The 24,903-nt window shown below is 56.8% G+C and carries 23 protein-coding genes; 12 read left to right on the forward strand and 11 right to left on the reverse strand.

Annotated elements, in window-relative coordinates; translation table 11 throughout:
* The first annotated feature begins 1 nt into the window (after position 1).
* Genes V0R37_RS17850 through V0R37_RS17880 form a run of 7 tightly spaced genes read left to right on the forward strand, consistent with a single transcriptional unit; the run spans position 2 to position 8,220 of the window.
* Positions 2-1,378, forward strand: a complete 1,377-nt coding sequence (locus V0R37_RS17850) for a phenylacetate--CoA ligase family protein (protein WP_420375802.1) — start codon at positions 2-4, stop codon at positions 1,376-1,378.
* Between the two features lie 5 nt (positions 1,379-1,383).
* A complete protein-coding gene (locus V0R37_RS17855; protein WP_420375803.1) occupies positions 1,384-2,589 on the forward strand; it encodes a hypothetical protein in 1,206 nt (401 codons plus the stop codon).
* Positions 2,586-3,716 (forward strand): glycosyltransferase family 4 protein, encoded by a 1,131-nt coding sequence (locus V0R37_RS17860; RefSeq protein ID WP_420375804.1) that lies wholly within the window; start codon positions 2,586-2,588, stop codon positions 3,714-3,716. The genes V0R37_RS17855 and V0R37_RS17860 overlap by 4 nt, the downstream gene beginning before the upstream one ends.
* Positions 3,713-4,309, forward strand: a complete 597-nt coding sequence (locus V0R37_RS17865; protein ID WP_420375805.1) for a sugar transferase — start codon at positions 3,713-3,715, stop codon at positions 4,307-4,309. The genes V0R37_RS17860 and V0R37_RS17865 overlap by 4 nt, the downstream gene beginning before the upstream one ends.
* The gene (locus V0R37_RS17870; protein ID WP_420375806.1) at positions 4,306-4,932 is read left to right on the forward strand and encodes an acetyltransferase; all 627 of its coding nucleotides are present in this window, start codon (positions 4,306-4,308) and stop codon (positions 4,930-4,932) included. Before V0R37_RS17865 ends, V0R37_RS17870 begins: the two co-directional genes overlap by 4 nt.
* 38 nt (positions 4,933-4,970) lie before the next feature.
* A complete protein-coding gene (locus V0R37_RS17875) occupies positions 4,971-6,167 on the forward strand; it encodes a DegT/DnrJ/EryC1/StrS family aminotransferase (protein ID WP_420375807.1) in 1,197 nt (398 codons plus the stop codon).
* On the forward strand, positions 6,157-8,220 hold the full coding sequence (locus tag V0R37_RS17880; protein WP_420375808.1) for a polysaccharide biosynthesis protein: 2,064 nt from the start codon (positions 6,157-6,159) through the stop codon (positions 8,218-8,220). Before V0R37_RS17875 ends, V0R37_RS17880 begins: the two co-directional genes overlap by 11 nt.
* A gap of 113 nt (positions 8,221-8,333) precedes the next feature.
* Here V0R37_RS17880 and V0R37_RS17885 read toward each other — a convergent pair whose 3' ends face one another.
* Together V0R37_RS17885 and V0R37_RS17890 are read right to left on the reverse strand one after the other, a co-directional pair.
* Complete coding sequence (locus V0R37_RS17885; protein ID WP_420375809.1) at positions 8,334-9,326, reverse strand: Bug family tripartite tricarboxylate transporter substrate binding protein; 993 nt, start codon at positions 9,324-9,326, stop codon at positions 8,334-8,336.
* An 88-nt stretch (positions 9,327-9,414) separates the two neighbouring features.
* The gene (locus V0R37_RS17890; RefSeq protein WP_420375810.1) at positions 9,415-10,089 is read right to left on the reverse strand and encodes an RraA family protein; all 675 of its coding nucleotides are present in this window, start codon (positions 10,087-10,089) and stop codon (positions 9,415-9,417) included.
* A gap of 171 nt (positions 10,090-10,260) precedes the next feature.
* On the opposite strand from V0R37_RS17890, the gene V0R37_RS17895 reads away from it, so the two are divergent.
* From V0R37_RS17895 to V0R37_RS17905, 3 genes are all read left to right on the forward strand, one after another.
* Positions 10,261-11,220, forward strand: a complete 960-nt coding sequence (locus V0R37_RS17895; protein WP_420375811.1) for a LysR substrate-binding domain-containing protein — start codon at positions 10,261-10,263, stop codon at positions 11,218-11,220.
* 113 nt (positions 11,221-11,333) lie between these two features.
* Positions 11,334-12,137, forward strand: a complete 804-nt coding sequence (locus V0R37_RS17900; protein WP_420375812.1) for an aspartate dehydrogenase — start codon at positions 11,334-11,336, stop codon at positions 12,135-12,137.
* A gap of 23 nt (positions 12,138-12,160) precedes the next feature.
* On the forward strand, positions 12,161-12,946 hold the full coding sequence (locus tag V0R37_RS17905) for an SDR family oxidoreductase (protein ID WP_420375813.1): 786 nt from the start codon (positions 12,161-12,163) through the stop codon (positions 12,944-12,946).
* Here the strand turns inward: V0R37_RS17905 and V0R37_RS17910 are convergent.
* Positions 12,897-14,009, reverse strand: coding sequence for an LPS O-antigen chain length determinant protein WzzB (locus V0R37_RS17910; RefSeq protein ID WP_420375814.1), 1,113 nt, complete (start codon positions 14,007-14,009; stop codon positions 12,897-12,899). The two genes, V0R37_RS17905 and V0R37_RS17910, sit on opposite strands and share 50 nt — an antisense overlap.
* 179 nt (positions 14,010-14,188) lie before the next feature.
* On the opposite strand from V0R37_RS17910, the gene V0R37_RS17915 reads away from it, so the two are divergent.
* On the forward strand, positions 14,189-14,623 hold the full coding sequence (locus V0R37_RS17915; protein WP_420375815.1) for a helix-turn-helix domain-containing protein: 435 nt from the start codon (positions 14,189-14,191) through the stop codon (positions 14,621-14,623).
* Between the two features lie 82 nt (positions 14,624-14,705).
* A complete protein-coding gene (locus tag V0R37_RS17920; RefSeq protein WP_420375816.1) occupies positions 14,706-15,812 on the forward strand; it encodes an LPS O-antigen chain length determinant protein WzzB in 1,107 nt (368 codons plus the stop codon).
* Positions 15,813-15,874: 62 nt separating this feature from the next.
* Here the strand turns inward: V0R37_RS17920 and V0R37_RS17925 are convergent, their stop codons facing one another.
* The 8 genes from V0R37_RS17925 to V0R37_RS17960 form a co-directional block, all read right to left on the reverse strand.
* Positions 15,875-17,734: a polysaccharide biosynthesis protein gene (locus V0R37_RS17925; RefSeq protein WP_420375817.1), complete on the reverse strand. Its 1,860-nt coding sequence runs from the start codon at positions 17,732-17,734 to the stop codon at positions 15,875-15,877.
* A 2-nt stretch (positions 17,735-17,736) separates the two neighbouring features.
* Positions 17,737-18,330: an acetyltransferase gene (locus V0R37_RS17930; protein WP_420375818.1), complete on the reverse strand. Its 594-nt coding sequence runs from the start codon at positions 18,328-18,330 to the stop codon at positions 17,737-17,739.
* Positions 18,331-18,391: 61 nt separating this feature from the next.
* Entirely contained in the window at positions 18,392-19,429 is a 1,038-nt protein-coding gene (locus tag V0R37_RS17935; protein WP_420375819.1) for an MraY family glycosyltransferase, read from the reverse strand.
* Positions 19,430-19,479: 50 nt separating this feature from the next.
* Positions 19,480-20,346, reverse strand: a complete 867-nt coding sequence (locus V0R37_RS17940; RefSeq protein ID WP_420375820.1) for an NAD-dependent epimerase/dehydratase family protein — start codon at positions 20,344-20,346, stop codon at positions 19,480-19,482.
* 26 nt (positions 20,347-20,372) lie between these two features.
* On the reverse strand, positions 20,373-21,605 hold the full coding sequence (locus V0R37_RS17945; protein WP_420375821.1) for a glycosyltransferase family 4 protein: 1,233 nt from the start codon (positions 21,603-21,605) through the stop codon (positions 20,373-20,375).
* Positions 21,602-22,735, reverse strand: coding sequence for a non-hydrolyzing UDP-N-acetylglucosamine 2-epimerase (wecB, locus tag V0R37_RS17950; protein ID WP_420375822.1), 1,134 nt, complete (start codon positions 22,733-22,735; stop codon positions 21,602-21,604). Before wecB ends, V0R37_RS17945 begins: the two co-directional genes overlap by 4 nt.
* Position 22,736: 1 nt before the next feature.
* Complete coding sequence (wbjC, locus tag V0R37_RS17955) at positions 22,737-23,843, reverse strand: UDP-2-acetamido-2,6-beta-L-arabino-hexul-4-ose reductase (RefSeq protein WP_420375823.1); 1,107 nt, start codon at positions 23,841-23,843, stop codon at positions 22,737-22,739.
* Between the two features lie 3 nt (positions 23,844-23,846).
* The gene (locus V0R37_RS17960; protein WP_420375824.1) at positions 23,847-24,884 is read right to left on the reverse strand and encodes a polysaccharide biosynthesis protein; all 1,038 of its coding nucleotides are present in this window, start codon (positions 24,882-24,884) and stop codon (positions 23,847-23,849) included.
* Positions 24,885-24,903: the final 19 nt, after the last annotated feature.

Consider the following 24,903-nt stretch of genomic DNA (forward strand, 5'->3'; position numbering starts at 1 on the left):
GATGTCACTGAAAGAATTGATCCTGAAATACGCTCCGGTCGCCGTACAGGATGCCGGCATCAGCGTCTACAACACGCACTTGTACCGGCAACGGCATCGGGGCGAGTACAAGGCCTATCAACGCTATTACCGCGATTTTGAACAGGCCGGAGCCGATCGGATTGCTCAGGAGGCCGCCCGGCGGCAGGCCCTGTTCCTGCAATGGGCCACAGAAAAATCGCCCTGGTATGCCCCGCATCGCGGCAAGGAACTGCATGAGTTTCCCATCCTGGAAAAAGAGCAACTGCTGGCCCATATGGATCAGATCCGCAGCATCGAAGAACGCGAGGGCATTGTCAGCCTGACCGGAGGCACCACAGGCGCGTCCATGAAGGTGATCTACCACCCGGAAGACATGCAGGAACGCTTCGCGCTGAAGGACTACTTCCGTTCGCGCTACGGCTACAAGCTGGGCCGCAAGGTGGCGTGGTTCAGCGGCAAAAGCCTGTTGCGGCCCGTCGACCTGGCATCCGGGCGAATCTGGCGCGACGACCATATCAACAAGATCCGCTTTTTCTCGACCTTCCATATCGGACCGCAGTATTTCGACGCCTATTGGCGGGCGCTACAGGATTTCCAACCCGACTACATCGTGGGCTTTCCATCCAGCGTGCTGGACCTGTGCGCCATGGCGCAGGAACGCGGCCTGCGCTACGACGGCAAGGTCGACACCTTTTTCCCCACTGCCGAAACCGTCTTGCCGGTACATCGGGAACTGATCCCGGCCATGCTGGGCTGCCGCGTGGTGGACCAGTACGCCGCATCCGAGGGCGCCCCCTTCATTCTGGAATGCCCCGAAGGGTCTTTGCACATCCACCCATTGACGGGCGTGTTCGAAGTGGTGGACGAGGCCATGCAGCCCGCCCGCGAAGGCGAAATTCTGGTGACCTCGTTCACCACGCGCGGCACCCCCTTGATCCGTTACCGCATCGGCGACCGCATCAGCCTGGCGCCGGACGATCACCGCTGCGCCTGCGGATCCTGCTTTCCAGTGGTCAAGCATATCGATGGACGAACCGCCGATTTCATCTGGTCGCCCGAGAACGGCAAGGTCAACCTGGGCAATATCAGCAATAGCACCAAGGACGCCGAAGGCATCATTTGCTTCCAGATCGTCCAGGAAACGCCGGACGCCGTAGACGTGGCCTTGATGGCGAACCAGCGTTTCACGCAAGAACAGCGCGAGAACTTCCTTCATGCCTTGTCCCTTAGGCTGGGCAAATCCATGCGCATCAACCTGGATGTGGTCGACCACATTCCGCGCGAGGCCAGCGGCAAGTTCCGCATCGTCAAGAACCGCCTGTCCCCCGCCGCCATGCGTCCCCTGGCGCAAGGCTGAACAAGATGGAATTGATCGGCTCCCCCCTGCAACTGGCCAGCGCCCTACTTGTCAATGTCCTGGGCCTTTTGCTGGCCTTCAAGGCCGGCCGCATGCTGGACGTTCGCAAAGGCCGCGTCATGCTGCTGTACGCCTGGCACTCCATGTTCTGCCTGGCATATGCCATTTACGCCGTCCAGAACGGCGCCGACGCCCTGGTCTATTACATGAAGGCGCAGCAGGGCGAGTTCATGGCCCCTTTCGGCACTGGCGCCGTCGTCAATATCGCCACACTGTTCGTCACCGGGCTCGATCTGTCATTTCTGGGCGCCTGCCTGCTGTTCAATATCTTTGGCGCGATCGGACTGATTGCCTTCGATGCCTGCCTGCAGGCTGCCACCGCCGACAAAACCAAGCTGCTGCGCCGGTTCGCTACCTTGATCGTACTGCTGCCTTCGATCAGTTTCTGGTCATCGGCCCTGGGCAAGGACGCGCTGGCCTTCATGGCCGCCGCGCTAACGCTTTACGCCACGCTGAATATGAGCCGCCGCGTCATCTTGCTGGCGACATCCATCTTCATCATGGCCCTGGTCCGGCCGCACATTGCAGGCATCATGGTCATAGCCCTGGCCGGATCACTGGTGCTGCAACGCCGCCTGCCGCTGGGCCAGCGGTTATTCCTGGGCGCTGCCGCCCTGGCCGCCACCGCGGCCATGGTCCCCTTTGCCCTGACCTACGCCGGACTGGGCGACGCCAGCGGCGCCGACGACATCATGAACTATGTCGAGCACCGCCAGTCCCTTAACACCCAGGGTGGCAGCAGTGTTGACATCGCATCAATGAGCCTGCCCCTGCAATTGTTCAGCTATCTGTTCCGGCCCATGCCTTATGAAGCCGGCAGTATTTTCGGCCTGGCGGCTTCAATCGACAACGTAGTCCTGGTTTTCCTGGCGGTGGCGGGCGGCGCCCAGATCATCAGGCACCGGCGGCACAAGCTGGTGGGCAATCGGGCCTTCATGTGGTTTTACTGCCTGCTGACCTGGCTGATTCTGGCCATTACCACCGCCAATCTGGGCATCGCGGTTCGGCAAAAATGGATGTTCGCGCCCATCCTGATCTACCTGTTCATCTCGTTGCTGGGCCGCAGGCGCCAGCCCAATCCGCATCGCAGCCTTCGAACCCGCCCGTCCCTGTCACAACCCGCGTCCGCCTCCGGCATGGTGAAGTCATGACTTTTTTATTGATCGCCGGTTTTCCCGATTCCATTCTTCATTTCAGAGGCGCCTTGCTGGACGCCTTGCAAGCCCAAGGCCTGGATGTGCATGTGGCCGCTCCCGGCCTTGGAGCCGGGTCGCCCATGCACCGGGCACTACAGGCACGCGGCCTGACCGTCCATGATATTCCGCTGCAGCGCACCGGCATGAACCCCGCCAAGGACCTGCGCAGCCTGATCAGCCTGTGGCGCCTGATGCGCCGCCTGCGCCCCCGCTACACCCTGGCCTACACCATCAAGCCCGTCATCTACGGCACACTGGCGGGATGGCTGGCGGGCGTACCGCAACGCTACGCGCTGATCACCGGCCTGGGCTACGCCTTTCAGGGTAATGATCAAACGAAAGACCGGCGCGGCAGGTTGCGCACCATTGTGCAGGCGCTGTATCGGCAAGGACTGAACAAAGCCCATAAGACCTTTTTTCAGAACCCGGACGACGAAGCCTTGTTCCGTGCCTTGAAAATTCTGTCCGCCCGTCAGGACACCTGCATAGTGAACGGCTCCGGCGTCGACCTGGACCGCTACCAGGTCGCACCGCTGCCTCCCGCCCCGCACTTCCTGCTGATCGCCAGGCTGCTGGGCGACAAGGGCGTGCGCGAATACGCCGCGGCGGCGGCGCGCATGCGGGCCGCGCATCCTGAATGCACCTTCAGCCTGGCCGGCTGGATAGACGACAACCCCGATGCCATTTCCCACAGTGAGCTACATGACTGGATCGCAGCGGGCGACATCGACTACCTGGGCCGCCTTGACGATGTGCGCCCCGCCATCGCCGCATGCAGCGTATATGTGCTGCCGTCTTATCGGGAGGGCACGCCCCGCACCGTCCTGGAAGCCATGGCCATGGGCCGCGCCATCATCACCACCGACGCCCCGGGCTGCCGGCAAACGGTGGAGGAAGGCCGCAACGGCTACCTGGTGCCGCCCCGGTCCGTGGATGAACTGGTTCAGGCCATGGAAAGCCTGTACGCCGCCCCCGAGCTGATCGCTTCCATGGGCGCCCAGTCGCGCGCCATGGCGGAGGACCGTTACAACGTCCACAAGATCAACGCCACCATGCTGCGGGAAATAGGCATTGCATCATGATCAAAAGACTGTTCGACATCGTCGCCGCCACCACCGCCCTGCTGCTGCTGTCGCCCGTGCTGGCATGCGTGGCCGTATTGGTTGCCCTGAAAATGGGCCGCCCCATCCTCTTTAAACAGCAGCGCCCCGGCTTGCATGAGAAGCCCTTCCTGATGCTGAAATTTCGCACCATGCGCCACGCCACCGATGCCCGAGGGCAAGAGCTGGACGATGCGCAACGCCTGACCCCCTTTGGCCGCTGGCTGCGTTCGACCAGCCTGGACGAATTGCCTGAATTGTGGAACGTGCTGAAAGGCGAGCTGAGCCTGGTGGGGCCCCGCCCTCTGCTGATGGAGTATCTGCCCCGCTACGACAGCGTACAGCGCCGCCGGCACGAAGTGCGCCCCGGCCTGACAGGCTGGGCGCAAGTCAATGGACGCAACGCGGTGGACTGGGAGGAGCGCTTTCAACTGGACGTGTGGTATGTGGACCACCGCAGCTTCTGGCTGGACATGAAAATACTGGCCATGACCGTGCAGCTGGTGCTGACCCGCAAAGGCGTCAATGCCCAGGGTGAAGCCACCATGCGCAAGTTCACCGGGAACGAACGATGAAGCACCTGGCCATCATGGGCGCGGGCGGCCACGGCCGCGTCATTGCCGATGCCGCGCAGAGCAGCGGCTGGCCCGTGATCGATTTCTATGACGACGCCTGGCCCAACATCGGCCGCGACACCGATCCCTGGCCCGTAGTCGGCGATGCCTCGCTGCTATTCGCCCAGCTACGGAACTATCAGGGCGTGATCGTCGGCATCGGCAACAACCGGGTCCGAGCCGACATGCAGCGACGCCTGTGCGACGCGGGCGCGTCCTTGGTGTCCGTGGTCCATCCCACCGCCGTCATCAGCCGCCATGCCGAATTGGGCGTGGGCTGCGCCGTGTTCGCTCGGGCCGTCGTGAACGTGGGGGCCCGGATAGGCGCGGGAGTCATCCTGAACACAGGCTGCACTGTCGAACATGACTGCCTGATCGACGATTTTGTACACATCGGACCCAACGCGGGACTGGGCGGCGGCGTCCACATCGGCCAGCAAAGCTGGGTGGGCCTCGGCGCCAGCATCAATCATCTTATTCATATTGGACGCAACAGCACCATAGGCAGCGGCACGACCGTGATCCGCGACGTGCCCGACGCGATGGTGGCTGTCGGGACGCCGGCGCGCGCCCGACCCATCTGAGCAAGCCCCTTAACCCTTCCTGAGCAGAGCTGAACATTATGTTGAATACCGCTTTCTCCTCTTGGCCCCATTACACCGACGAGGAAGTCCAGGCCGTCGGCAACGTCTTGCTATCCAACAAGGTCAATTATTGGACCGGTCAGGAATGCCGCCATTTCGAAAAGGAATTCGCCGCCTGGGCCGGCTGCGCCCACGCCGTGGCGGTGGGCAACGGCACCCAGGCACTGGAGGCCGCCTTGATGGCTCTGGGAATTGGGCCGGGCGACGAAGTCATCGTCCCTCCCCGCACCTTCCTGGCCTCGGTGTCGTGTATTGTTCTGGCCGGCGCAACCCCTGTGTTTGCCGACGTCGACCGCGACTCGCAGAACATCACGGCCGACACCATTGCCGCCGTCATCACGCCCCGCACCCGCGCCATCATTTGCGTCCATCTGGCCGGATGGCCCTGCGACATGGACCCCATCATGGCATTGGCCGAGCTGCATGGCCTATGGGTGGTCGAAGACTGCGCACAAGCACACGGCGCCCGCTACAAGGACCGTCCCGTGGGTTCCATTGGCGATATCGGCGCCTGGTCTTTCTGCCAGGACAAGATCATGACCACGGGCGGCGAAGGGGGCATGGTCACCACCAACACCAAGGCGCTGTGGCGCAAAATCTGGGCGCATAAGGACCATGGAAAAAGCTGGGAAGCCGTCTACGAACGCCAGCATCCTCCCGGCTTCCGATGGCTGCATGAAAGCTTCGGCACCAACTGGCGCATGCAGGAAACCCAGGCTGTCATCGGCCGCATCCAGTTGCAGCGCATGCCGGACTGGCACACGATAAGGCAGGCCCACGCCCGCCGCATATGGAATGCGGCACGGCAACTGCCTGGACTGCGCGTACCGACGCTGCCCAGCCACTGCCACCATGCCGCCTACAAATGCTATGTCTTTGTCGAGCCTGACAAGCTGGCAGAAGGTTGGGACCGCGACCGCATCGTCCAGGAAATCACCGCGCGGGGCGTGCCATGCTACCAGGGTTCATGCTCGGAGGTGTATCTGGAAAAAGCCTTCGATGGAACAGGCTGGCGCCCCGCCCGACGTCTGCCGGTGGCACGCGAGCTGGGGGAAACATCCTTGATGTTCCTGGTCCATCCCACCCTGGAATATCACCACATCACCAGAACCTGCATAGCGCTTGCCGAAGTCATGCACGCAGCAAGCAAAGTCGCGCAAACCCATGGACACTGAACACATCCTGCAGGTTCGCAGCCACGCACTGCGGGAACGCCTGCTTGCGCTTTCCCCGCGCAACAAACGCGCACTGCAGGTTGCCGTGGACATCCTGCTTATATGGCTGGCCTTATGGCTGGCATTTTTTGTCCGCCTGGGCGACCCCTGGGTTGTCCAACCGCTGGGCGCCCATGCCTGGCTGTTTGCCGCCGCCCCATTGACCGCCATCCCGCTCTTCATCCGCTATGGCCTATACCGCGCGGTGATGCGCTATCTGGGGACGGAGGCCCTGACCACGATTGCCCGCGTCGTGACCGCCGCCGCCGCCCTGCTGACCGCCGCCGTATACCTGTACGGCGACGCACCAGCCGTTGTGCCGCGCTCGACCATCGTTATCTATTGGCTGCTTAGCCTTATGTTCATTGGCGGCCTGCGGATCCTGATGCGTCACTATTTCAACGATGTCCAATTCGGCGAACAAACCCTGCCGCTGATACCCAATGGCGGTAAACGCAAGGAAGAACGCCCGCGCGTGATCATCTACGGCGCGGGAGCCGCCGGCAATCAGCTATTGCAAGCCCTGCGCCTGGGCGGCGAATTGCTGCCGGTGGGCTTCATGGACGACAACAAGGACCTGGACGGTCGCGTCATGGCGGGCCTGCAAGTGTACTGTTCCGACCGGATCGACTACATGCTGCGCGATACCGACGCACAGGAAATATTGGTGGCGATTCCATCGGCATCACGCGCGCGCCGCTATCAGATCATGAGCAGGCTGGCTCCCTACGCCATACCGGTACGCACCCTGCCCGGACTGATGGACCTGGCCGCCGGCCGAGTCCAAGTCGAAGCCCTGCGCGAAGTGCGCATCGACGACCTGCTCGGGCGCGATCCAGTCGCGCCGGACCCCACGCTGTTCGCACGCTGCATACACGACCAGGTGGTCATGGTGACCGGGGCGGGCGGGTCCATTGGTTCGGAGCTGTGCCGGCAGATTATGCGCAGCACACCGCGGATGCTTATATTGTTCGAGCATTCGGAATTTGCGCTATACGCCATACAACGCGAGCTTGAAGCGCATATTGGCAGCGCCGGGCTTTCGGTGCGGGTCATGCCCGTACTGGGTTCCGTGCGCAACCCCACCCGTCTGCTGGATGTCATGAGCGCCTGGAAAGTGAATACGGTATACCATGCAGCCGCCTACAAGCATGTGCCCTTGGTCGAACACAATATCGCCGAAGGCATCGTCAACAACACCTTCGGCACCCTATACGCCGCCCAAGCGGCCTTGCGCGCAGGCGTCAGCAACTTTGTACTGGTATCCACCGACAAAGCCGTGCGGCCCACCAATGTGATGGGCGGCACCAAGCGCATGGCCGAGCTGGTGTTGCAGGCGTTGGCCAAGGAGCCAAAGCCCATTCTATACGGCAGCCAGACCGATTCCGCGGCAAACCGAACGCGTTTCACCATGGTGCGTTTCGGCAATGTGCTGGGCTCGTCGGGCTCGGTCATTCCGCTGTTCAAGCAACAAATACGCCAGGGCGGGCCGGTTACCGTCACGCACCCCGAGATCACGCGCTACTTCATGACCATCCCTGAAGCCGCCCAACTAGTGATACAGGCAGGGTCCATGGGCATGGGCGGCGACGTCTTCGTGCTGGACATGGGCGAACCCGTGAAGATTGCCGAGCTGGCTGAGAAAATGATCCAGCTGTCGGGCTTAAGTGTGCGCAATCCGGACAACGCCGACGGCGACATCGATATCCGCTACACCGGGCTGCGCCCCGGCGAGAAACTGTATGAAGAATTGTTGATCGGCGATAACGTATCGCCCACCGACCATCCCATGATCATGCGCGCGAATGAAAAGCACCTGTCCTGGAAGGCTCTGAAAGAAGCATTGACGGGGCTGGATGCCGCAATTCGCGCGGATGATTATCCGCGTTCGCGCGAGCTGTTCTATGAATTGGTGGATGGCTACACGGCCAATAATGAGATTGTGGACTTGATTTACCAGGAGCGTGCAAGCGGCGCTATAGCGAGGGCTCCAGCCTTGTCCACCACCGGCTGATTCATGCTGTGGACACGGTATTGTCAGCTCTTCAGACTTCAGGCCACATCCTGTCGCCACTAACGAATATGCCCGCTTTAGCGGGCATATTCGTTTAACAAGGCTTTCGTTGCCTACTCCACTTTTATCCCCGCCTTCTTGATGACGTCGCCCCACACCTGGATCTCCGACACCACGAATTCACCGAACTGCTTGCTGCTGCCTTCGTAGGCATCCAGGCCGCGTTTCTGGAAGTCCTGCTGGACCTCTGCACTGGCGAAGACGCGCTGCATGGCGTCGCCCAGCTTCTTGGCGATTTCGCCGTCCACGCCCTTGGGCGCAAACAGGCCGAACCACAGCGTTGCGTCGAAGCCTTTGATGCCCTGCTCGTCGAAGGTCTTTACATCGGGCAGTACGGCCGAACGTTTCATGGTCGTAACGCCCAGCGCCTTGATCTTGCCTGACTGCACATAGGGCAGCGCGGTGGGAAGGGGTTCGAGCAGAAAGTCGATTTGCCCGCCCATCAGGTCGGTCATCGCCGGAGCGCCGCCTTTATAAGGTATGTGCATCCATTTTGCCCCGGTGCGCAGCTTCAGCATTTCGGTCTTGATGTGATGGCTGGTGCCCGCGCCCGCCGAACCGTAGTTGATGGTGCCGGGCTCCTTCTTGTCGACCTCGACCAACTGGCCCAGGCTGCTCCATTTGGAATTGGATGCCACCACGAGAAGGCTGGCCGCCGAACCGATGCCGCCCAAGGCGACAAAATCCTTGGTGGGCGAATAGCCCAGATTCTTGTACAGATTGGGCGCCACGGCGATCGTGCTGCTGGCGCCCAACAATACCGTGTAGCCGTCCGGCTCGCTGGTGGCCGCGGCCATGGTGCCTATGGTGCCGCCCGCACCGGCGCGATTCTCGACAACGATGCTGACGCCCAGTTCTTTGCCCAAATAGCTGGCCGTCAAGCGGGCCACGGTATCGTTGATGCCGCCCGCCGGAAACGGCACGATCATCCTTAAGGCCCGGTCGGGCCAGGCCTGGGCCGCGCCCGCGGCGCACAGCGCCAATGCAATCAGACTGCCTTTCAATAGCGCGCGCAAGCGCGTTCGAGAACGTGTAGTGTTGCTCATAGTCTCCTCCGTTGTGGTTGAACCCGGCGCAGGCCCACAGGCATATGCTTGCCCTTGCGCGCCCCGCCCGGCCTTACTTCTTTATTGCTTAAACATGACCATATTTCTGCAGCGCCTCGGCCAGCGACATACCCTTGCTCAAGCTGTCGCGGATATCGATCTCCTGCTGGGTCAGTACTTCGGACTTTTCCAGTACCTCTTGCACAATGGCTTGCGGGATGACCAGCGCGCCATCGTCGTCGCCCAGGATGAAATCGCCCGGCTCGACGGCCACGCGCCTGCCGGTGGCGCCTGTCAGGAAGACCGGCACGTTCCATGCATTGACCTTCCAGCGGCTGATGGACTGCACCGGCGTGCGGAAGCGCCCGAACACCGTGAAACCCAGAGCATTGATCCAGCTGGTATCGCGCAGCCCGCCATCGACCAGTGCGCCCACGCTGCCCTTCTCCTTCATGCCGATGGAAATGAGTTCGCCGAAATAGCAAATGCCATCGCCGTCGCCCGACCAGACCGATACGTCGCCTTCCGACAGACCCGCGCAGGCCTTCATTTTTTCGGCATCACCGCCAAAGCCGTAGGGCGTCATCTGCCCGCGAATGGTGTAGGCCCAGCCCGCCAGACGCTCTGTGCCTGTCTGGCGCTGAAAACCCGATTGCAAGCCCTGATCGGGGTAGCCCATCTCGTCCAGCACATCGGCCACATTGGACGTATCGATCTTGAGAAACCGCTCGCGGATCGACTTTTTTACTTCCTTGTCTAACATTACTGAACTCCTGTTTGCTTTCATGACGGCAACGCGCCCCATGGGGCATGACTTGCATGGTTTCATCTTAGTGACGAGCATACGGCGGGACAAACGATTTAAAGTATGCGATGCTATTAGCTTGGCTAATGCCATGAACGGACGCGGTCTTGAATCACCCCAGGCGAGCCTATGAGCAGACGTCTTCCCCCACTACTTGCCACGCGGTACTTTGAAGCCGCCGCCCGGCACCTTTCGTTTACGCTGGCCGCCGAAGAGCTGTTCGTGACGCAGGGCGCAATCAGCCTGCAGATACGAAAGCTGGAAGAATTCCTGGGCACCCCGCTATTCATCAGGCATGCGCGCGGCATAGAGCTTACCGGCCCCGGCATGCAGTTCTACGAAGCCTGCCATGTGCTGCTGGACGGCCTGGAAAAAGCCATGCGCGACATGACCCGGCCAGACCACCAGCAAACGCTTACGGTCAGCACCATACCCACCATCGGCACCCTGTGGCTGATGCCCAGGCTTGCATCGTTCACCTCGCTGCATCCCGACATCGAAGTGCGGGTAGTGTCCGATATCCGGCCCGCCGACATGCATTCCGACAACATTGACCTGGCTTTGCGCGCCGGCAAGCTGCCCGGCCAACGCTATCCCGCCCATTTCCCTTCCGTTGACCTGGTCATGCTGGAAAAATGGACCGACATCGAAGCCGACCTGCTGTTCCACGACGTGATGGTCCCCGTGGCGTCCAAGAAGTGGTATGCCACCCAGCCGCCCATACGCCACGTGAACGACTTCAGCACAGCGGCGCTGGTGCACACGGCCAGCCGGCCCAAGGCCTGGCCCGAATGGCTGAAGGCTTACGGAGTCGACTACACACCCACGGGACATGAGCCCGAATACGGCCACTTCTATATTTCCCTGCGCGCCGCGCAGGACCATAAAGGCATCGCGCTTATTCCCGGTGTCCTGCTGCACGGCTATCCGGGACGCAACGAACTTGAGATCCTGCTGCCCGGCATCGAACCGGTCAGAAGCGCCGGCGACTACTACCTGCTGCAGCGCAGCTCGTCGCGCAAGCGCGCCGCCATGCAGAAGTTCAGGGACTGGGTCCTGGACGAAGCAAAGAAAACAGCCAGCCATTAGCCAGGCTAATCGGCGAAGCGATAACAAATCGTTTGTCCCCCGCCTATCGGTTTCCTAGAATGGGATCCTCCGGTTGCCATGCCGGAAGAACTTCATGAAACAAGGAAACAGCAATGGATGACATACGCATAGGGATAGCGGGCTTTGGCGCCATAGGCCGATCGGTGGCGCGCCATATCGCCCAGGGCATCGAGGGTATCCGGCTTGCCGCCGTCGGCGTGCGCAACCCCCAACAGCCGCCCGAGTTCGACTGGGGCGGCAAGCCGCCTGCGTTCACATTATTGGACGGACTGGAGCCTCATTGCGATGTGGTGATCGAATGCGCCCCCGCGCACCTTCTGCCCAGCATCACCATCCCTGTGCTAAAGGCCGGAAAGAAAGTCATTACGCTAAGCAGCGGCGCCTTGCTGGCGCATCCTGAACTGATGGACTTGGCCAGGCGGCACAAGGGCCAGATACTGGTTCCCTCGGGCGCCATTCTTGGGTTGGACGCCATACTGGGCGCGGCCGAAGGAACAATACAGTCCGTCAAGATGACCTCGCGCAAGCCGACACGCGGCTTCGTCGGCGCCCCGTTTCTTGAGCAGCGCGGCATCGATGTTCTGAACCTTAAAGAACCCACGCTTATATTCTCCGGCACAGCTCGTGAAGCGGCGGCGGGCTTCCCCGCCAACCTTAATGTTGCCGTCAGCGTATCGCTTGCAGGCATCGGCCCCGATAAAACACAGCTAGAGGTATGGGCCGACCCCAACCTGGAACGCAACACCCATCATATCCAGGTCGTGTCCGACTCCGCGCTGCTTTCCATGGAAATCCAGAACATTCCATCGGAAAACCCCAAGACGGGCCGCATCACCGCTCAAAGCGTCATCGCCCTTTTACGCAAAATGCGTGCGCCGCTATGCGTAGGCACCTAAGTTACCAGCCAAGGGAAAAGACCATGGATTTTGGATTGAACAACAAGACCGCGCTGGTGCATGGCGCGGGCGGCGGCCTGGGCGGGGCTATTGCCCTGACGCTGGCCGCCGAAGGCGCCACAGTTGTGGTGTGCGACATCAACGAAGACCTGCTTTCGAAAACATGCAAGGCCATCGAAGCAGCCGGCGGCAAGGCCATCGGCAAGCAATGGGACCTGGCCCGCATCGACCAGTTCGAGCAATGGCACAACGAGGTGGTCGAGGCCGCGGGCCCCATCGACATCCTGTGCAATAACACCGGCGGCCCCCCGCCCAGCCTGGTGCGGAATGTGGATCGCGGAGTCTGGGAAAAACACTTCCAGGAGATGGTTCTGTCTGTAATCAGCATGACCGATCTGGCGCTGCCGCATATGCTGGAACAAGGCTGGGGGCGCATCATCACCAGCGCCTCGTCCGGTGTCATCGCGCCCATTGCCAACCTGGGCCTGTCCAATTCACTGCGCAGCGCACTGGTAGGCTGGTCCAAAACACTGGCGCGCGAGGTCGGACCCAAAGGCGTCACCAGCAATGTGCTGGTTCCCGGCCGTATCGCCACGGGCCGCATTGTTGCCCTGGACGAAGCCAAGGCCGGGCGCGAGAATCGCAGCGTGGAAAGCGTAATGGAAGAAAGCGTGGGAACGATACCCGTGAAGCGCTATGGAAAACCGTCGGAGTACGGAGCTGCGGCGACTTTTCTTGCCAGCCAGCAGGCTTCCTATATTACGGGCTCGGTTGTAAGGGTGGATGGGGGGCTGATTGCGAACGTTTGATGGCCCCCATGATCAATACCCAAAAGCACCCCAACATACTCCCAAGCAATACCCCCAGCACAATAATGAGCAGGCGCTTGGGGGAGTCCCGTGATGTCGGGTAGGTTGGCGTCAATTGATACCGATAGCTCAACGAAGGTGTAAGTTGATGATTTTGCAGCGCTTCAAGCTGCTTAAGCTCGTATTGAATTTCGTGGTAACGCGGAGGATAGACCAGCGGCCGCTCACGAAGGGCCTGCAGTTCTGCGGTTAGGTATTTTTCCCCCAGCATGAATAGCCTATCGACGCTGCGAAGCTCGACGATGGTATTACCCGGCACCGCAAGCCCCACCGCGTAGTCGGTAACACCGGCCTGCTTTGCGGTATACAGCGCTGTTTCAACAATTATGATCTGGCTGGCTCGCTGGCTAATAATTCCGGATTCTATTTCAGCCAGGCTGGCCTTGCGAGCCTGGATGCCCGCTTTCAAGCGGTCCAAAAAGGCTGAGTCACTTCGCTCAAGCGCCCGTGCATTCACGTACTCTATATATTCTTTCAAGTTTCGCTGCGCCGCCTGGGGGCTGTCCGTCGCAAACGATATCTTGTAGTAAGGCACTATCTGATTTTTCTGGGGCGCCGAGACAACCGGGGTAATGCGCGCCATGTGCTCCAGTAAGGCGGTCGCCTCAAGATTACCCAACCCTTCCTGGCGTTCGATGAATTCTTTCGTTTCAGACAAAAAGCGCTGTTTAAGCAGTGGCGTGGCGCTAAGCTCCACAAATTCGTCAAACAATCCAGACGCGAATGCCGCTGCGTCAATAAATTCTTCTTTGTCCGCTCTGGCAAGCGTCCGCCGCCGTTCAAGGTAGGCCGCAATGTCCTCGACCCTGGGAGCCATGACATACGCAATTGACGTCCATTTCTGTGGCGCCGCGAATGCATAAGCAAGGGCAAGCAGCGTGGTGCAGCCCGCAATCAGCAAAACTGCCGTACGCCCCCGCCACAAATGACGGAATATTTCCACCAAATCGATGTCATCACTATGGAATTGGAGTACTGACCTTGCTTGTTCGTATTTATTCATTCTTGGTTGCATCGGTTCCAAACAAGCCAGTTTTCCGGGACGAATTGGCCAAGGCAGTTCATTGATTCCAGATAAGGGCTTCCCCCGCCTTTGGAAACCGAGTTGATATTAAACCATATGGTTTATCAAAACAACCAACTGGTTGTCATGCAACACTGTCTTCAAGGCAAACTTCGATCATGTCGAAGGTAGATGAAAAACAGGCGTTCTCCGCCCGTCTCAAACTAGCGCTGAAACGCAGCCGAAAAAAGATAGAGACGGCGTCGGAGCTCGCCCTTCAGTTCAACTTGCGGCATCCGAACCAGTCCATCTCTCAACAAGCAGCTCACAAGTGGCTTACAGGGCAGGCACGCCCTACTCTCGATAAGATTGAGACACTGGCTAAATGGTTAAATGTACCCATAGTATGGTTGCGCTATGGAGTAAGTTCCGAGACGCATGGTTATGCCGTGTCCGAGCCGTTACAGAACACCGCCCAGGAATTGGCGCCGCTTTCCGAAGACGAATTAAAATTATTAATGTATTTACGGAATATGCCCGGCCATCGCCGCAGCTTGATCATGGAAATTGCGGAACAGTTTTTCATCGATGGCAACATTTGGCCATCGATGTAATTGCAGTTCAAACTACCATATAAGCAACTCGGCTACCAAGATTTGCCTACATAAGATATTGATCAATACTTCGGAGTACCGTTTGGAACAAAATCAGCCTCAAACTAGCCAAGCAAATGAAATAGATTTGCCTGAGCTTATCTGTGCATTATGGTCACAAAAAATATTGATCCTGGTCTGTGTAGTTGTCGTTACCTGTATGACCGCGGCATATGCGTTTATGGCAACGCCGGTTTATGAAACCACGGTACAGATGTTGCCGCCAAGGGTATCCGATCTGGTGGGCTACAACGCCGCCAGCGAGCTTACAGAGGATGCAGCTAAGTCATCGTCCGTTCAATCAAGCGTCCAAGATACTGACGAAGGTATAAAAACAATCACCCCAAACGAAGCGTACGCCATATTCCTGAAGCATTTGGCATCGGACACTGTGCGACAGGAGTTTTTTGAGCGCTACTATCTGCCAGGACACTCTATACCTACCGACCGTAGCGGCATACAGTGGCTGCATGAAAAGCTCGACGATGAATTGACCATTATCCCGCCGAAAAAACCCACTGATCTGGTCAGCGAAATCACGCTGGAGGGCCACGATCCCGCAGTTATCGCCGCCTGGGCCAACGACTATGTAAATATCGCGCTAGCCCGTGCACGGCAAGAACTTTTAGATAACTTGGCCGGCTACATACAGGTTCGGGGAAATAGCATTGCGAAGCAGATTACCGTATTGAGCACGATTGCCCGCGGCATGCGTGACAACCAGATCGTGCGGACAAAGGATGCCTTGTCAATTGCGGAATCGATTGGATTAGAGGTACCGCCGGCGGGCGCGCCACTGATTGCGATTAGCGGTCAACACGCCTCGGCGACCAACACATTCTCTAATGGCGATCTGATGTACTTGCGCGGAGCCAAGGCGCTACGCTCGGAGCTGGCACAGTTGGAACAGAGGCAGAACGATGAAGCATACACACCGGAGCTGCCTGGCCTGCGCAAAGCCCAAGCGTTACTGCAAAGTGTCGAACTAACTCCGAAAAACCTTACGGCCGCCATCATAGATAAAGCAGCGACCGAACCTGAGGATCCCATCAAACCCCAAAAAGCCTTGATTCTGGCTTTAGGTGTAATCCTGGGCATTATGTTGGGATTATTCGCCGCGTTAATGCGACATATATTTCGGCAGCCTTGAATAAATAGCACATGCCCCGGGGCCGACATCAACAGTAATGATGCTGCTCCCGGGGCAAAGACTTAGTCAAGCGCGATTGCGTTTTGAATATTGCTCTGCGGTTGGTATTCAGGTATCCACCGTTTCAGCTCCGAACGGACGTCATCATCCGAAACCGGCTCAGAGCGGCTAAGCCACTCTTGAATACATTGATAAAACCCTTCCGGCACAGATCGTGAACGTGCAATTCGCAATTTCTCATGTAAGGTTTCCAGGGTTTCCTCAGAATCGGCCAGCAACTCTTCGTATAGCTTTTCCCCAGGCCTCAAGCCCGTAAACTCTATGCGGATCTCATCTTCGGTAAAACCGGATAGACGGATCATGTTGCGAGCCATATCCACTATTTTTACCGGCTCCCCCATATCCAATACAAACACTTCTCCGCCGTTACCCATGGCCGCCGCCTGCAATACCAACTGGGCCGCCTCTGGAATAGACATGAAGTATCGCGTGATTTCCGGGTGAGTGACCGTAACAGGCCCACCATTGGCAATCTGGGCGCGAAATTTCGGAATGACACTGCCCGTGCTGCCCAACACGTTCCCGAAACGAACCATTTGGAACTTTGTCCTTTCGCCTTGGCAATGCAATACTTCGCACAGCATTTCCGCCATACGTTTGGTGGCACCCATTACATTGGTGGGGTTAACGGCCTTATCGGTGGAAATCAATACAAATCGATCCGCGGAGTACCGCTGAGCACACAAGGCGACCGTTAGCGTGCCGTGCACATTGTTGCGCACCGCTTGCCAGGCATTGCCCACTTCCATCAAAGGTACATGCTTATAGGCCGCAGCATGGAAAACGACATTGGGTTTCCATGCTTCGAACACCTGATTCATACGCTCCCTGTCTTTGACATCACCAGCCAGAGGAATAACTTTGATCTCAGGCCGATGCTCAGCAAACCACTGCTCTATCATGTATAGCGCAAACTCACTGGCTTCGAACAGAATAATGCACAGCGGCTCAAACCGGGACAACTGCCGACATAACTCGCTGCCTATCGATCCGCCGGCGCCGGTAACCAGTATTCTTTTGCCATGAAGCATGGCCTGTACGTTCTCGTTATCGATATGAACAGATTTACGGCCCAACAAGTCTTCGATCTTTACCGGGCGCATCATATTGATTGCAACCCTACCACTCATTAGTTCGCCCAGGCCCGGGACTGTAAATAAATTGGCCCCCGCCTTGCTGGCTATTTTTGTTACCCGCTGCAGGGATTCCGCCTTGGCCGATGGCATGGCAAGAATGACGTGTTTGGCATTCCAGCGCTGCAGTATTTCAGGCAGCATATTGGTGCCGCCTTCAACCCGCCTGCCCGAAAGCTCCAGGCCCCATTTGCCGCTGTCGTCGTCAACCAAGGCCACCACTTCCCAATCGGCACTGCGCCCCAGTTCCCTTACCAACATGGCGCCCGCCGTGCCCGCACCAACGACGACTACCGGCCTTCCCTGGTGCAGCTTATTGCCATAAAGCCGGTATTCCTTCCACATGCGCCACGCCGCCCGCCCGCCGCCCATGATTAACAGCAAAAGCAAAGGATAGAGCAGCACGATCGAGCGCGGCACCACGACATGTCCTCGAGCGAACACGGTAAACAACATCATGACTATTGCCGAGACAACCACGGCTTTCAGCACCCGCTTTAAATCGGGCAAGCTGGCAAACACCCACATACCGCGATACAGGCCCGCCCATCTACAGGCAACTAGTTGTGCAAGCAGCAAAGGGATCAGGCCCAACCAGATCGTGCGTTCATAACCCGTAGGCCAATCAAAGTTAAATCGAATAAAAAAAGCACCTACCCATGCAACCAGCACAGCGGCAAGATCGAACAGGAATACCAGGGACGACCGAAAATTAGTGTTAATCGTCATGTCTAAGTCTGCGCCTCGACAGCCTGTAGGGCGGTCCCGGGTAACACCACCGCATCAGGCGGCACACGAACCCGATAACCTGCACAGGTGCCCGCCTGCAACCATGCACCGTCGCCAACAACCACCCCCCCCGCCAACTGCACACCCACACCAAGATGCGCGAAGTCCCCTAATACAGCGTCGTGGTCCACCGTCGCATTGGCATTGACAATGGCGCCCATCCCGACTTTAGCTTGAGTACCGATAATGGCGCCGGCCATCACCGCCGTCCCATCGCCGATACTGGCATCCTGGCTTACCCAGGCTTTGGGATGGATGATGGTTGCCATCATCGCCCCTGCATCCTGTGCCAGCCCAAATAGCCTTTTGCGTACGGATTGGTTGCCTATAGCAATAACAACGCTGTCTTCACGCGCAATCAAGCCGGCCAACGACTCGATATTGGCAACAATGGGCCATTGCCCGGAGTAGCGCAGCAAGGGATAAGCATCATCAACGAAAACGACTTCGCTCCATGCTGTACCAAGCATGGCGGCTTCTGCCACGGACCGGCCATGGCCGCCCGCACCGACCACAAATAATTTTTTCTTCTTCATGCTTGCTTCAATAAATCGCTATAGATAGGCATTCTAGTACAAGGCATCTTACGGCAAGACCTTAGACAGCAGCAGCCTCGGCTTGCCCGCCCTGGAGCTTAAAAGCAAGAAAAGCCAAGGGCACATAGGCAATCACCACTCCTATTACCCCGTCCAGCTTGCCAACTGCAACAAACCAAGCCACCGGATATAACCAACAGAGGTTCAAGCCGATCACACTTAGGGTTACCGGCAAATGCTTTCCAAACCGTCGGGCAGCCCACTGATAAGCATGGCTTCGATGCGCCTCATACACCCGTTCCCCACGCAATAGCCGGCGAAACAGAGTCAAGCTGGCATCCACAATAAATACTCCAAGGAGTATTAACCAGCTCCAGAACAGTTGCGGCTCCACCCAAGCCGCTTGCAACGACAAGGCCCCCAGCACGACTCCCAGGAAGCCGCTGCCAGCGTCGCCCATGAAGATTTTGGCGGGCGGGAAGTTCCAATATAAGAATCCCGCCACCGCACAGGCCAGAGCCACCGGAGCTCCCGCCAAACTGGTATCGCCCGCAATGATGTAAAAGCTTGCCCCTCCAATAGCAACAAAAATAGCCTCTACACTGGCGAGACCGTCTATGCCATCCATAAAGTTATACAAATTCAGTACCCAGACCAGATATAGGGCGCCCAACACGTAGCCAAACCACCCCATATCCCACATGTGCCCAAAGACACTGAAAGCTGGCAGTCCTCCCATCCAGAACAATACCCATGCCGCCGCTGCAAAATGCCCCAGCAGCCTCCACCGGGCCGCTATGTGGCCATGATCGTCTAGAAATCCCAGTAGGGCCACTACCAGACCTGCGCCGCCAATACAGTAGGCCATTGACCAACCGATCCACCCCATCATAGCCAGCACGGGAAGCGATAATAAAAAGCAGGCGACGATCGCCACACCGCCACCACGCGGTGTAGGCATAGTGTGCGAACTACGCTTGTTTGGTATGTCGATAACCTGATGGGCCAAAGCGTAGCGGCGTAATACTGCTGTCAGCAGCCAAGCGGCTAATAACACAGCAAGCAATAGCGCTCCCCAGAGCAGCATGTCGTTTTTCATGTTTGAATACTAATTTTCTTGTCATCGTAACGCTAAATTGCTTGGTGACATTACTGTACATCCCGCTCCATTAAAGCGAATCGCTGAGGGCTGAATCCAAAATCCCGGGCTGCATCGCTATGGTCAAAAACCATGTCACGATTCATGCGCAACACCATATCCGCGTTCCACTTCCTGTAACGCGGAATCTTCTTTAAAAAAAACAGCGCGAAACTGAAAAGAGACAGATTAATGGTCAAAAAACGAGGCTTTAACCCCATTGTGACAAAAACACGCGTAACCATCTCTTTATAGCTTAGGCGCTCCGCCCCCGAAATGTTGTAGGCCTTATTCACAGCACTGGGAGATAAGCCGGCCAGCACACATGCAAGAGCCACATCATCCACATAAATGGGTTGACGCAACCCTTCCGCCTTGCCGAACAAGGGGAAAAGTCGTAGCTTTCGAATGATTTTTACAATTTCAGACAGATTACGGTCATTGCTGCGTCCATAAATCAACGTTGGCCGCAATACCGTCCAGCCTATGCCCTGGCTACCGGCCCAATTCATCAGCGCTCGCTCGCCTTCAACCAATTGCCGCACCACTCGTTCTTCGTCAGGGCTGGATGAGCTTGCTTTAGTGAACTGGCTTGTCGATGAAACACAAACGATCCGTCGCGCGCTAAATTGCGACATCATCGCAAAATGTTCAGGCATTATCCATATCGGACTGGCGGCAATCCACAAGTCAATTGATCCGACCTGGCGACGTAGGGCATCCGTGTCAAGACTGGGCAAATTGACCCATCGCAATGATCCATTCTGTGAGTCAGCACGCGTCCGCGAAAAAGCAATCACGTCCATGCCTTTTTCGACCAACTGATTCAACACCTGGGTGCCGACAGGACTGGTTGCGCCCAGCACCCCTACAGTCATTCGCTGATCCATGCATCGCCCTACAATTAATGAGCGCCGTCAATCCGGCGTTGGAGAATGTCTACCAAGCGGGAGGCCTGCTTGCCCATTTCGAAGTTTTCCAGAAAATAATTCCGGCCGGCTTGCCCCATCGCCTCACGATCACTGGCAGGCATGTTATATAGATTCTCAATGCATCGTATCAAGCCACTGACGTCCTCGGCAGCGCAGACCAGGCCAGCGCCGGAATCTTGCACAACCCTGGCTCCTTCACCGTCCAACGACGCAATAATGGGACGACCGGCGGCCAGATATGACTGCACCTTTGCCGGAACCGTATGTGCAAAGATTTCCGCGCGCTTCAGCGAGACCAAAAGAGCTTGGGCTCTGGAAAAGAATTGCGGCATTTCTTCTGCCGGGTAACGGCCCGCCAATATGACATTGTCCAAGCCACGCTCTTGCTTTTGCTGCTGCAACCATCCCGACATGCTACCGCTACCGACCAGGATCAGTCGAAAATCCGGAAGATGCCGCAAGCTGTCGGCGGCAGACATCAAGGTTTCGACCGCTTGCGCCGTACCTAGGTTGCCGGCAAAAACAAGACAAAAATGGCTTTCCAGCATGTCAATTATATCCGGCGGAATTTTCGTCGGTCCAACTGACAGGGGAGCATCTTTATATGAATTCGAATAGTAGATAACCTTGCTCGCGTCTGCATAGCGGGAAACTGACGGCACAAACGCCTGGGACTGCACCAGAATAGTATCCGTCGCCGAATAGATCGCCCTCACCAACCAACCCACTGCGGCGAGAATATATTTATTCTGGATAAATCCCGTGGCCCGCAGGCTTTCAGGCCATAAATCAAGTACCCAAATAGCCAGATGCTTCTTCAGCCGCCATTTCAAATAGATGGCCGGGATGACAGATGTAATGGGAGAAAGCGTAAAAACAAAAATCACATCAAAGTCTTTGCCTTTAATCTGGTTTGGAAAATATCTAAGACCATTAAAAACGAAAGACAAATAATTTAATAATAAGTTTTTTGCGCCACCTGAGCCGCGCGGGCGTAAAGGAATGCGATTTATCTTTATGTCAGGGCCATAATTTTCTTGCGCACAGTCGTCAGCATCATATCCGGGGAAAATCTTCCCTTCCGGATAATTGGGCTTGCCCGTAAATACCTCTACCGTATGCCCTTGTTCAACAAGAGTTTTGGCCAGATCATTGATTGAAAAAGACTCTGGCCAGAAATACTGGGTGACCAAAGCTATTTTCAATGGTATTTCTTCCACGTGACTCGATTCACATAATCGGTATAGCTATGAATGATGCGCACGACTTTTTCCGCAACATTGGGCATGCTGTAGTCTGCTACCAAACGCAGGGACCGCTGCTCGCCATAGTCCTGGCCTTCAAGCACATTCAATGCTTGCATGATTCGTTCGGAATCCAGGCCAACCATCATGACGGCTGCCTCTTCCATGCCTTCCGGCCGCTCATGCGCTTCTCGAATATTCAAGGCGCGGAAATTCAATATCGAAGACTCCTCGGAGATGGTGCCACTGTCCGATAAAACCGCCTTGGCGCAAATTTGCAGCTTGTTATAGTCCTTGAAGCCCAAAGGTTTGAGTAGCCGTACCTGTTCTTGGAACTTCACTCCCAAAGCATCCACACGTTTTTGTGTGCGTGGGTGTGTAGATACGATAACCGGATAACCATACTGGCCAGCAAGCTCATTTAAAACATCGACAAGCTTATGAAAATTCCTGTCCGAATCGATGTTCTCTTCCCGATGCGCACTGACCACAAAAAACTGGCCAGGCTCCAAGCCAAGGCGATCCAAGATATTCGAAGCTTCAATTCCGTCGCGATAATAGTTTAAAACCTCGAACATAGGGCTACCAGTCTTGATAACCATATCGGGAGGCAAACCTTCCCTTAGCAGATAGTCGCGAGCAATCGTGCTGTATGTAAGGTTGATGTCGGCGGTATGGTCAACAATACGGCGGTTGATTTCTTCCGGCACGCGCATGTCGAAACAACGGTTACCGGCCTCCATATGGAAGGTGGGAATCTTACGGCGCTTGGCGGGAAGCACCGCCATGCAGCTATTGGTATCGCCCAGCACCAGCACGGCATCGGGCTGCACATCGGCCAACACCTTATCGACAGCGATAATCACGTTACCTATGGTTTCAGCGCCTGACGCTCCGGCCGCATTTAGGAAATGATCCGGTTTGCGTATACCCAAGTCCTGGAAAAATATTTCATTCAACTCGTAATCATAATTCTGGCCGGTATGGACGAGAACATGGTCGCAGTACCGATCAAGCGCAGCCATCACCCGTGACAAGCGAATGATTTCGGGCCGGGTTCCGACAACCGTAACTACTTTCAGTTTTTTCATTTCACACCGGGCATGCAAAGGTATCAGGACGGGCATGATCAAAGATTTCGTTTGCCCACAGCATCACCACCATTTCGTCGCTACCAATATTGGTAATGTCGTGCGTCCAGCCTGGTACGGTTTCAACAATAACAGGACTGTCTCCAGAGGTTGTAAGCTCGTGATAGCTACCGTCTATGATGTGCCGGAAACGAAACCGCGCCTGTCCTTTTATAACCAGGAATTTTTCAGTTTTAGAATGGTGATAGTGACCGCCTCGTGTTACGCCGGGGTGGGCGGTCAAAAAAGAAAATTGCCCTGAGTCTCGGGTCTTCAGCATTTCCACAAACACACCACGCCGATCCTCATGCTTGGGAACCTCGTAGGCAAAGCTTTCGGGCGGTAGGTAACTGACGTAAGTGGCATACAGAGCCCGTATCAGTCCCGTCCCGACAGCGTCCATAATCAGGTTCGCGCGGCTATTGCGGAAAGCCTGAAGCTGCTCGGCCAAGCCTCCCACACTGATTCTGTAAACCGGGTCGACCTCAATAAAGGGCGAGCCCGCTGCCTGGTCATTCATGGCTTGTATAAAATGGGCAACCACATCGTCGATGTAGACCAATTGCATCATTGCCGCGGGATCATGGATCTGAATCGGCAGTCCACGCGCAATATTATGACAAAAGGTGGCTACGGCAGAGTTGTAATTGGGCCTTGCCCATTTGCCAAACACATTCGGCAAGCGGAATAAATATACTGGAACTCCGTGCTTGGCAGAAAACTGCTGCAGAAGCTCTTCCGCAGCACGCTTGCTTGCTCCATAGGGGTTATCCGTCAGCGCCTGTGTTGACGAAGAATAAACCACGGGGATAAGCCTGCCCTCCGCACTAAGCGTATCGCATAACAACCGAGTTAGATCTGTGTTGCCGGCTTTGAATTCCTCTATGGACTCGGGACGATTCACCCCAGCCAAATGAAACACAAAGTCCGCCTGAGCGACATGCTGGCGGAGAACAGCCTCGCCGTCCCCGCGAGTAAATGGCAGCACTTCAACGCCGCCACGTTCGCCCAACGCAGCAATTAGATTGCGAGCTACAAATCCTCCCGCCCCTGTCACAAGGACCTTCATCGCTTATTCCTCAGGAGTGGCGTGTTCGCCGCGCTTGATGGCGTGCATAAAATCCAGCTTCATTAGCAAGCGTTCCATTCCGTCCCGATCAAGCCTTTCCGTATTATGCGAGTTATAGTCTTCGCTGCGCGAGATCTTTTCCTCGCCTTGATCGTAATATTTGTCGTAATTAAGATCACGAAGGTCAGGGGGCACACGGAAATACTGACCCATATCCTGAGCGCATGCCATCTCCTCGCGGCTCAGCAACGCTTCGTATAATTTTTCCCCGTGACGTGTCCCTATCACTTGAATCGGATGATCGGGTTTGCCCAGGATAGCTGTTAATGTCTGCGCCAAGGTATGCACGGTAGCGGCCGGCGCCTTCTGCACAAATAGATCACCATTGTTCCCGTGCTGAAACGCATACAACACCAAATCCACCGCGTCCGCCAAGGTCATCATGAAGCGCGTCATGTTGGGGTCTGTGATCGTCAAAGGCTTGCCAGCACGAATCTGTTCGATAAATAAGGGTATGACAGAGCCGCGCGAAGCCATTACATTGCCGTAACGCGTACCGCAAATCACGGTTTTGGTTTCATCGACATTGCGCGATTTCGCGACCATGACTTTTTCCATCATCGCCTTGGATATTCCCATGGCATTGATAGGGTAGACCGCCTTGTCGGTACTTAGGCACACCACTCGCTTGACCGCATTTTGCACCGCGGCTTCCAACAGGTTTTCAGTGCCGACGATGTTGGTCTTTACCGCCTCCATGGGGTGAAACTCGCAAGACGGAACCTGCTTCAACGCGGCGGCGTGGAATATATAGTCCACGCCTCGCGTGGCATTCAGCACACTGGCATAGTCGCGTACGTCGCCTATGTAGAACTTCAATTTCGAGCTGGAGTAACGCTTGCGCATGTCATCCTGCTTTTTCTCGTCCCGGCTGAAGATTCGTATTTCGGCGATGTCGGTTGCCAGAAAACGCTTCAACACAGCATGGCCGAAAGAGCCAGTGCCGCCGGTAATCAATAGTTTTGCTCCGGGTTCCAACATGAATCCAGTTTCCCTATAA

It is taken from the genome of Pollutimonas rozaliensis, from assembly GCF_048751585.1.
GTDB lineage: Bacteria > Pseudomonadota > Gammaproteobacteria > Burkholderiales > Burkholderiaceae_B.

Coding starts and splice junctions, on each gene's coding strand:
- V0R37_RS17935 (WP_420375819.1), bottom strand. CDS start 19,429: ATGAAAAACGACATGCTGCTCTGGGGAGCGCTATTGCTTGCTGTGTTA.
- V0R37_RS17915 (WP_420375815.1), top strand. CDS start 14,189: ATGTCGAAGGTAGATGAAAAACAGGCGTTCTCCGCCCGTCTCAAACTA.
- V0R37_RS17865 (WP_420375805.1), top strand. CDS start 3,713: ATGATCAAAAGACTGTTCGACATCGTCGCCGCCACCACCGCCCTGCTG.
- wbjC (WP_420375823.1), bottom strand. CDS start 23,843: ATGAAGGTCCTTGTGACAGGGGCGGGAGGATTTGTAGCTCGCAATCTA.
- V0R37_RS17905 (WP_420375813.1), top strand. CDS start 12,161: ATGGATTTTGGATTGAACAACAAGACCGCGCTGGTGCATGGCGCGGGC.
- V0R37_RS17925 (WP_420375817.1), bottom strand. CDS start 17,734: ATGACGATTAACACTAATTTTCGGTCGTCCCTGGTATTCCTGTTCGAT.
- V0R37_RS17855 (WP_420375803.1), top strand. CDS start 1,384: ATGGAATTGATCGGCTCCCCCCTGCAACTGGCCAGCGCCCTACTTGTC.
- V0R37_RS17880 (WP_420375808.1), top strand. CDS start 6,157: ATGGACACTGAACACATCCTGCAGGTTCGCAGCCACGCACTGCGGGAA.
- V0R37_RS17875 (WP_420375807.1), top strand. CDS start 4,971: ATGTTGAATACCGCTTTCTCCTCTTGGCCCCATTACACCGACGAGGAA.
- V0R37_RS17900 (WP_420375812.1), top strand. CDS start 11,334: ATGGATGACATACGCATAGGGATAGCGGGCTTTGGCGCCATAGGCCGA.
- V0R37_RS17860 (WP_420375804.1), top strand. CDS start 2,586: ATGACTTTTTTATTGATCGCCGGTTTTCCCGATTCCATTCTTCATTTC.
- V0R37_RS17960 (WP_420375824.1), bottom strand. CDS start 24,884: ATGTTGGAACCCGGAGCAAAACTATTGATTACCGGCGGCACTGGCTCT.
- wecB (WP_420375822.1), bottom strand. CDS start 22,735: ATGAAAAAACTGAAAGTAGTTACGGTTGTCGGAACCCGGCCCGAAATC.
- V0R37_RS17910 (WP_420375814.1), bottom strand. CDS start 14,009: ATGAATAAATACGAACAAGCAAGGTCAGTACTCCAATTCCATAGTGAT.
- V0R37_RS17885 (WP_420375809.1), bottom strand. CDS start 9,326: ATGAGCAACACTACACGTTCTCGAACGCGCTTGCGCGCGCTATTGAAA.
- V0R37_RS17895 (WP_420375811.1), top strand. CDS start 10,261: ATGAGCAGACGTCTTCCCCCACTACTTGCCACGCGGTACTTTGAAGCC.
- V0R37_RS17930 (WP_420375818.1), bottom strand. CDS start 18,330: ATGAAGAAGAAAAAATTATTTGTGGTCGGTGCGGGCGGCCATGGCCGG.
- V0R37_RS17870 (WP_420375806.1), top strand. CDS start 4,306: ATGAAGCACCTGGCCATCATGGGCGCGGGCGGCCACGGCCGCGTCATT.
- V0R37_RS17850 (WP_420375802.1), top strand. CDS start 2: ATGTCACTGAAAGAATTGATCCTGAAATACGCTCCGGTCGCCGTACAG.
- V0R37_RS17890 (WP_420375810.1), bottom strand. CDS start 10,089: ATGTTAGACAAGGAAGTAAAAAAGTCGATCCGCGAGCGGTTTCTCAAG.
- V0R37_RS17940 (WP_420375820.1), bottom strand. CDS start 20,346: ATGACTGTAGGGGTGCTGGGCGCAACCAGTCCTGTCGGCACCCAGGTG.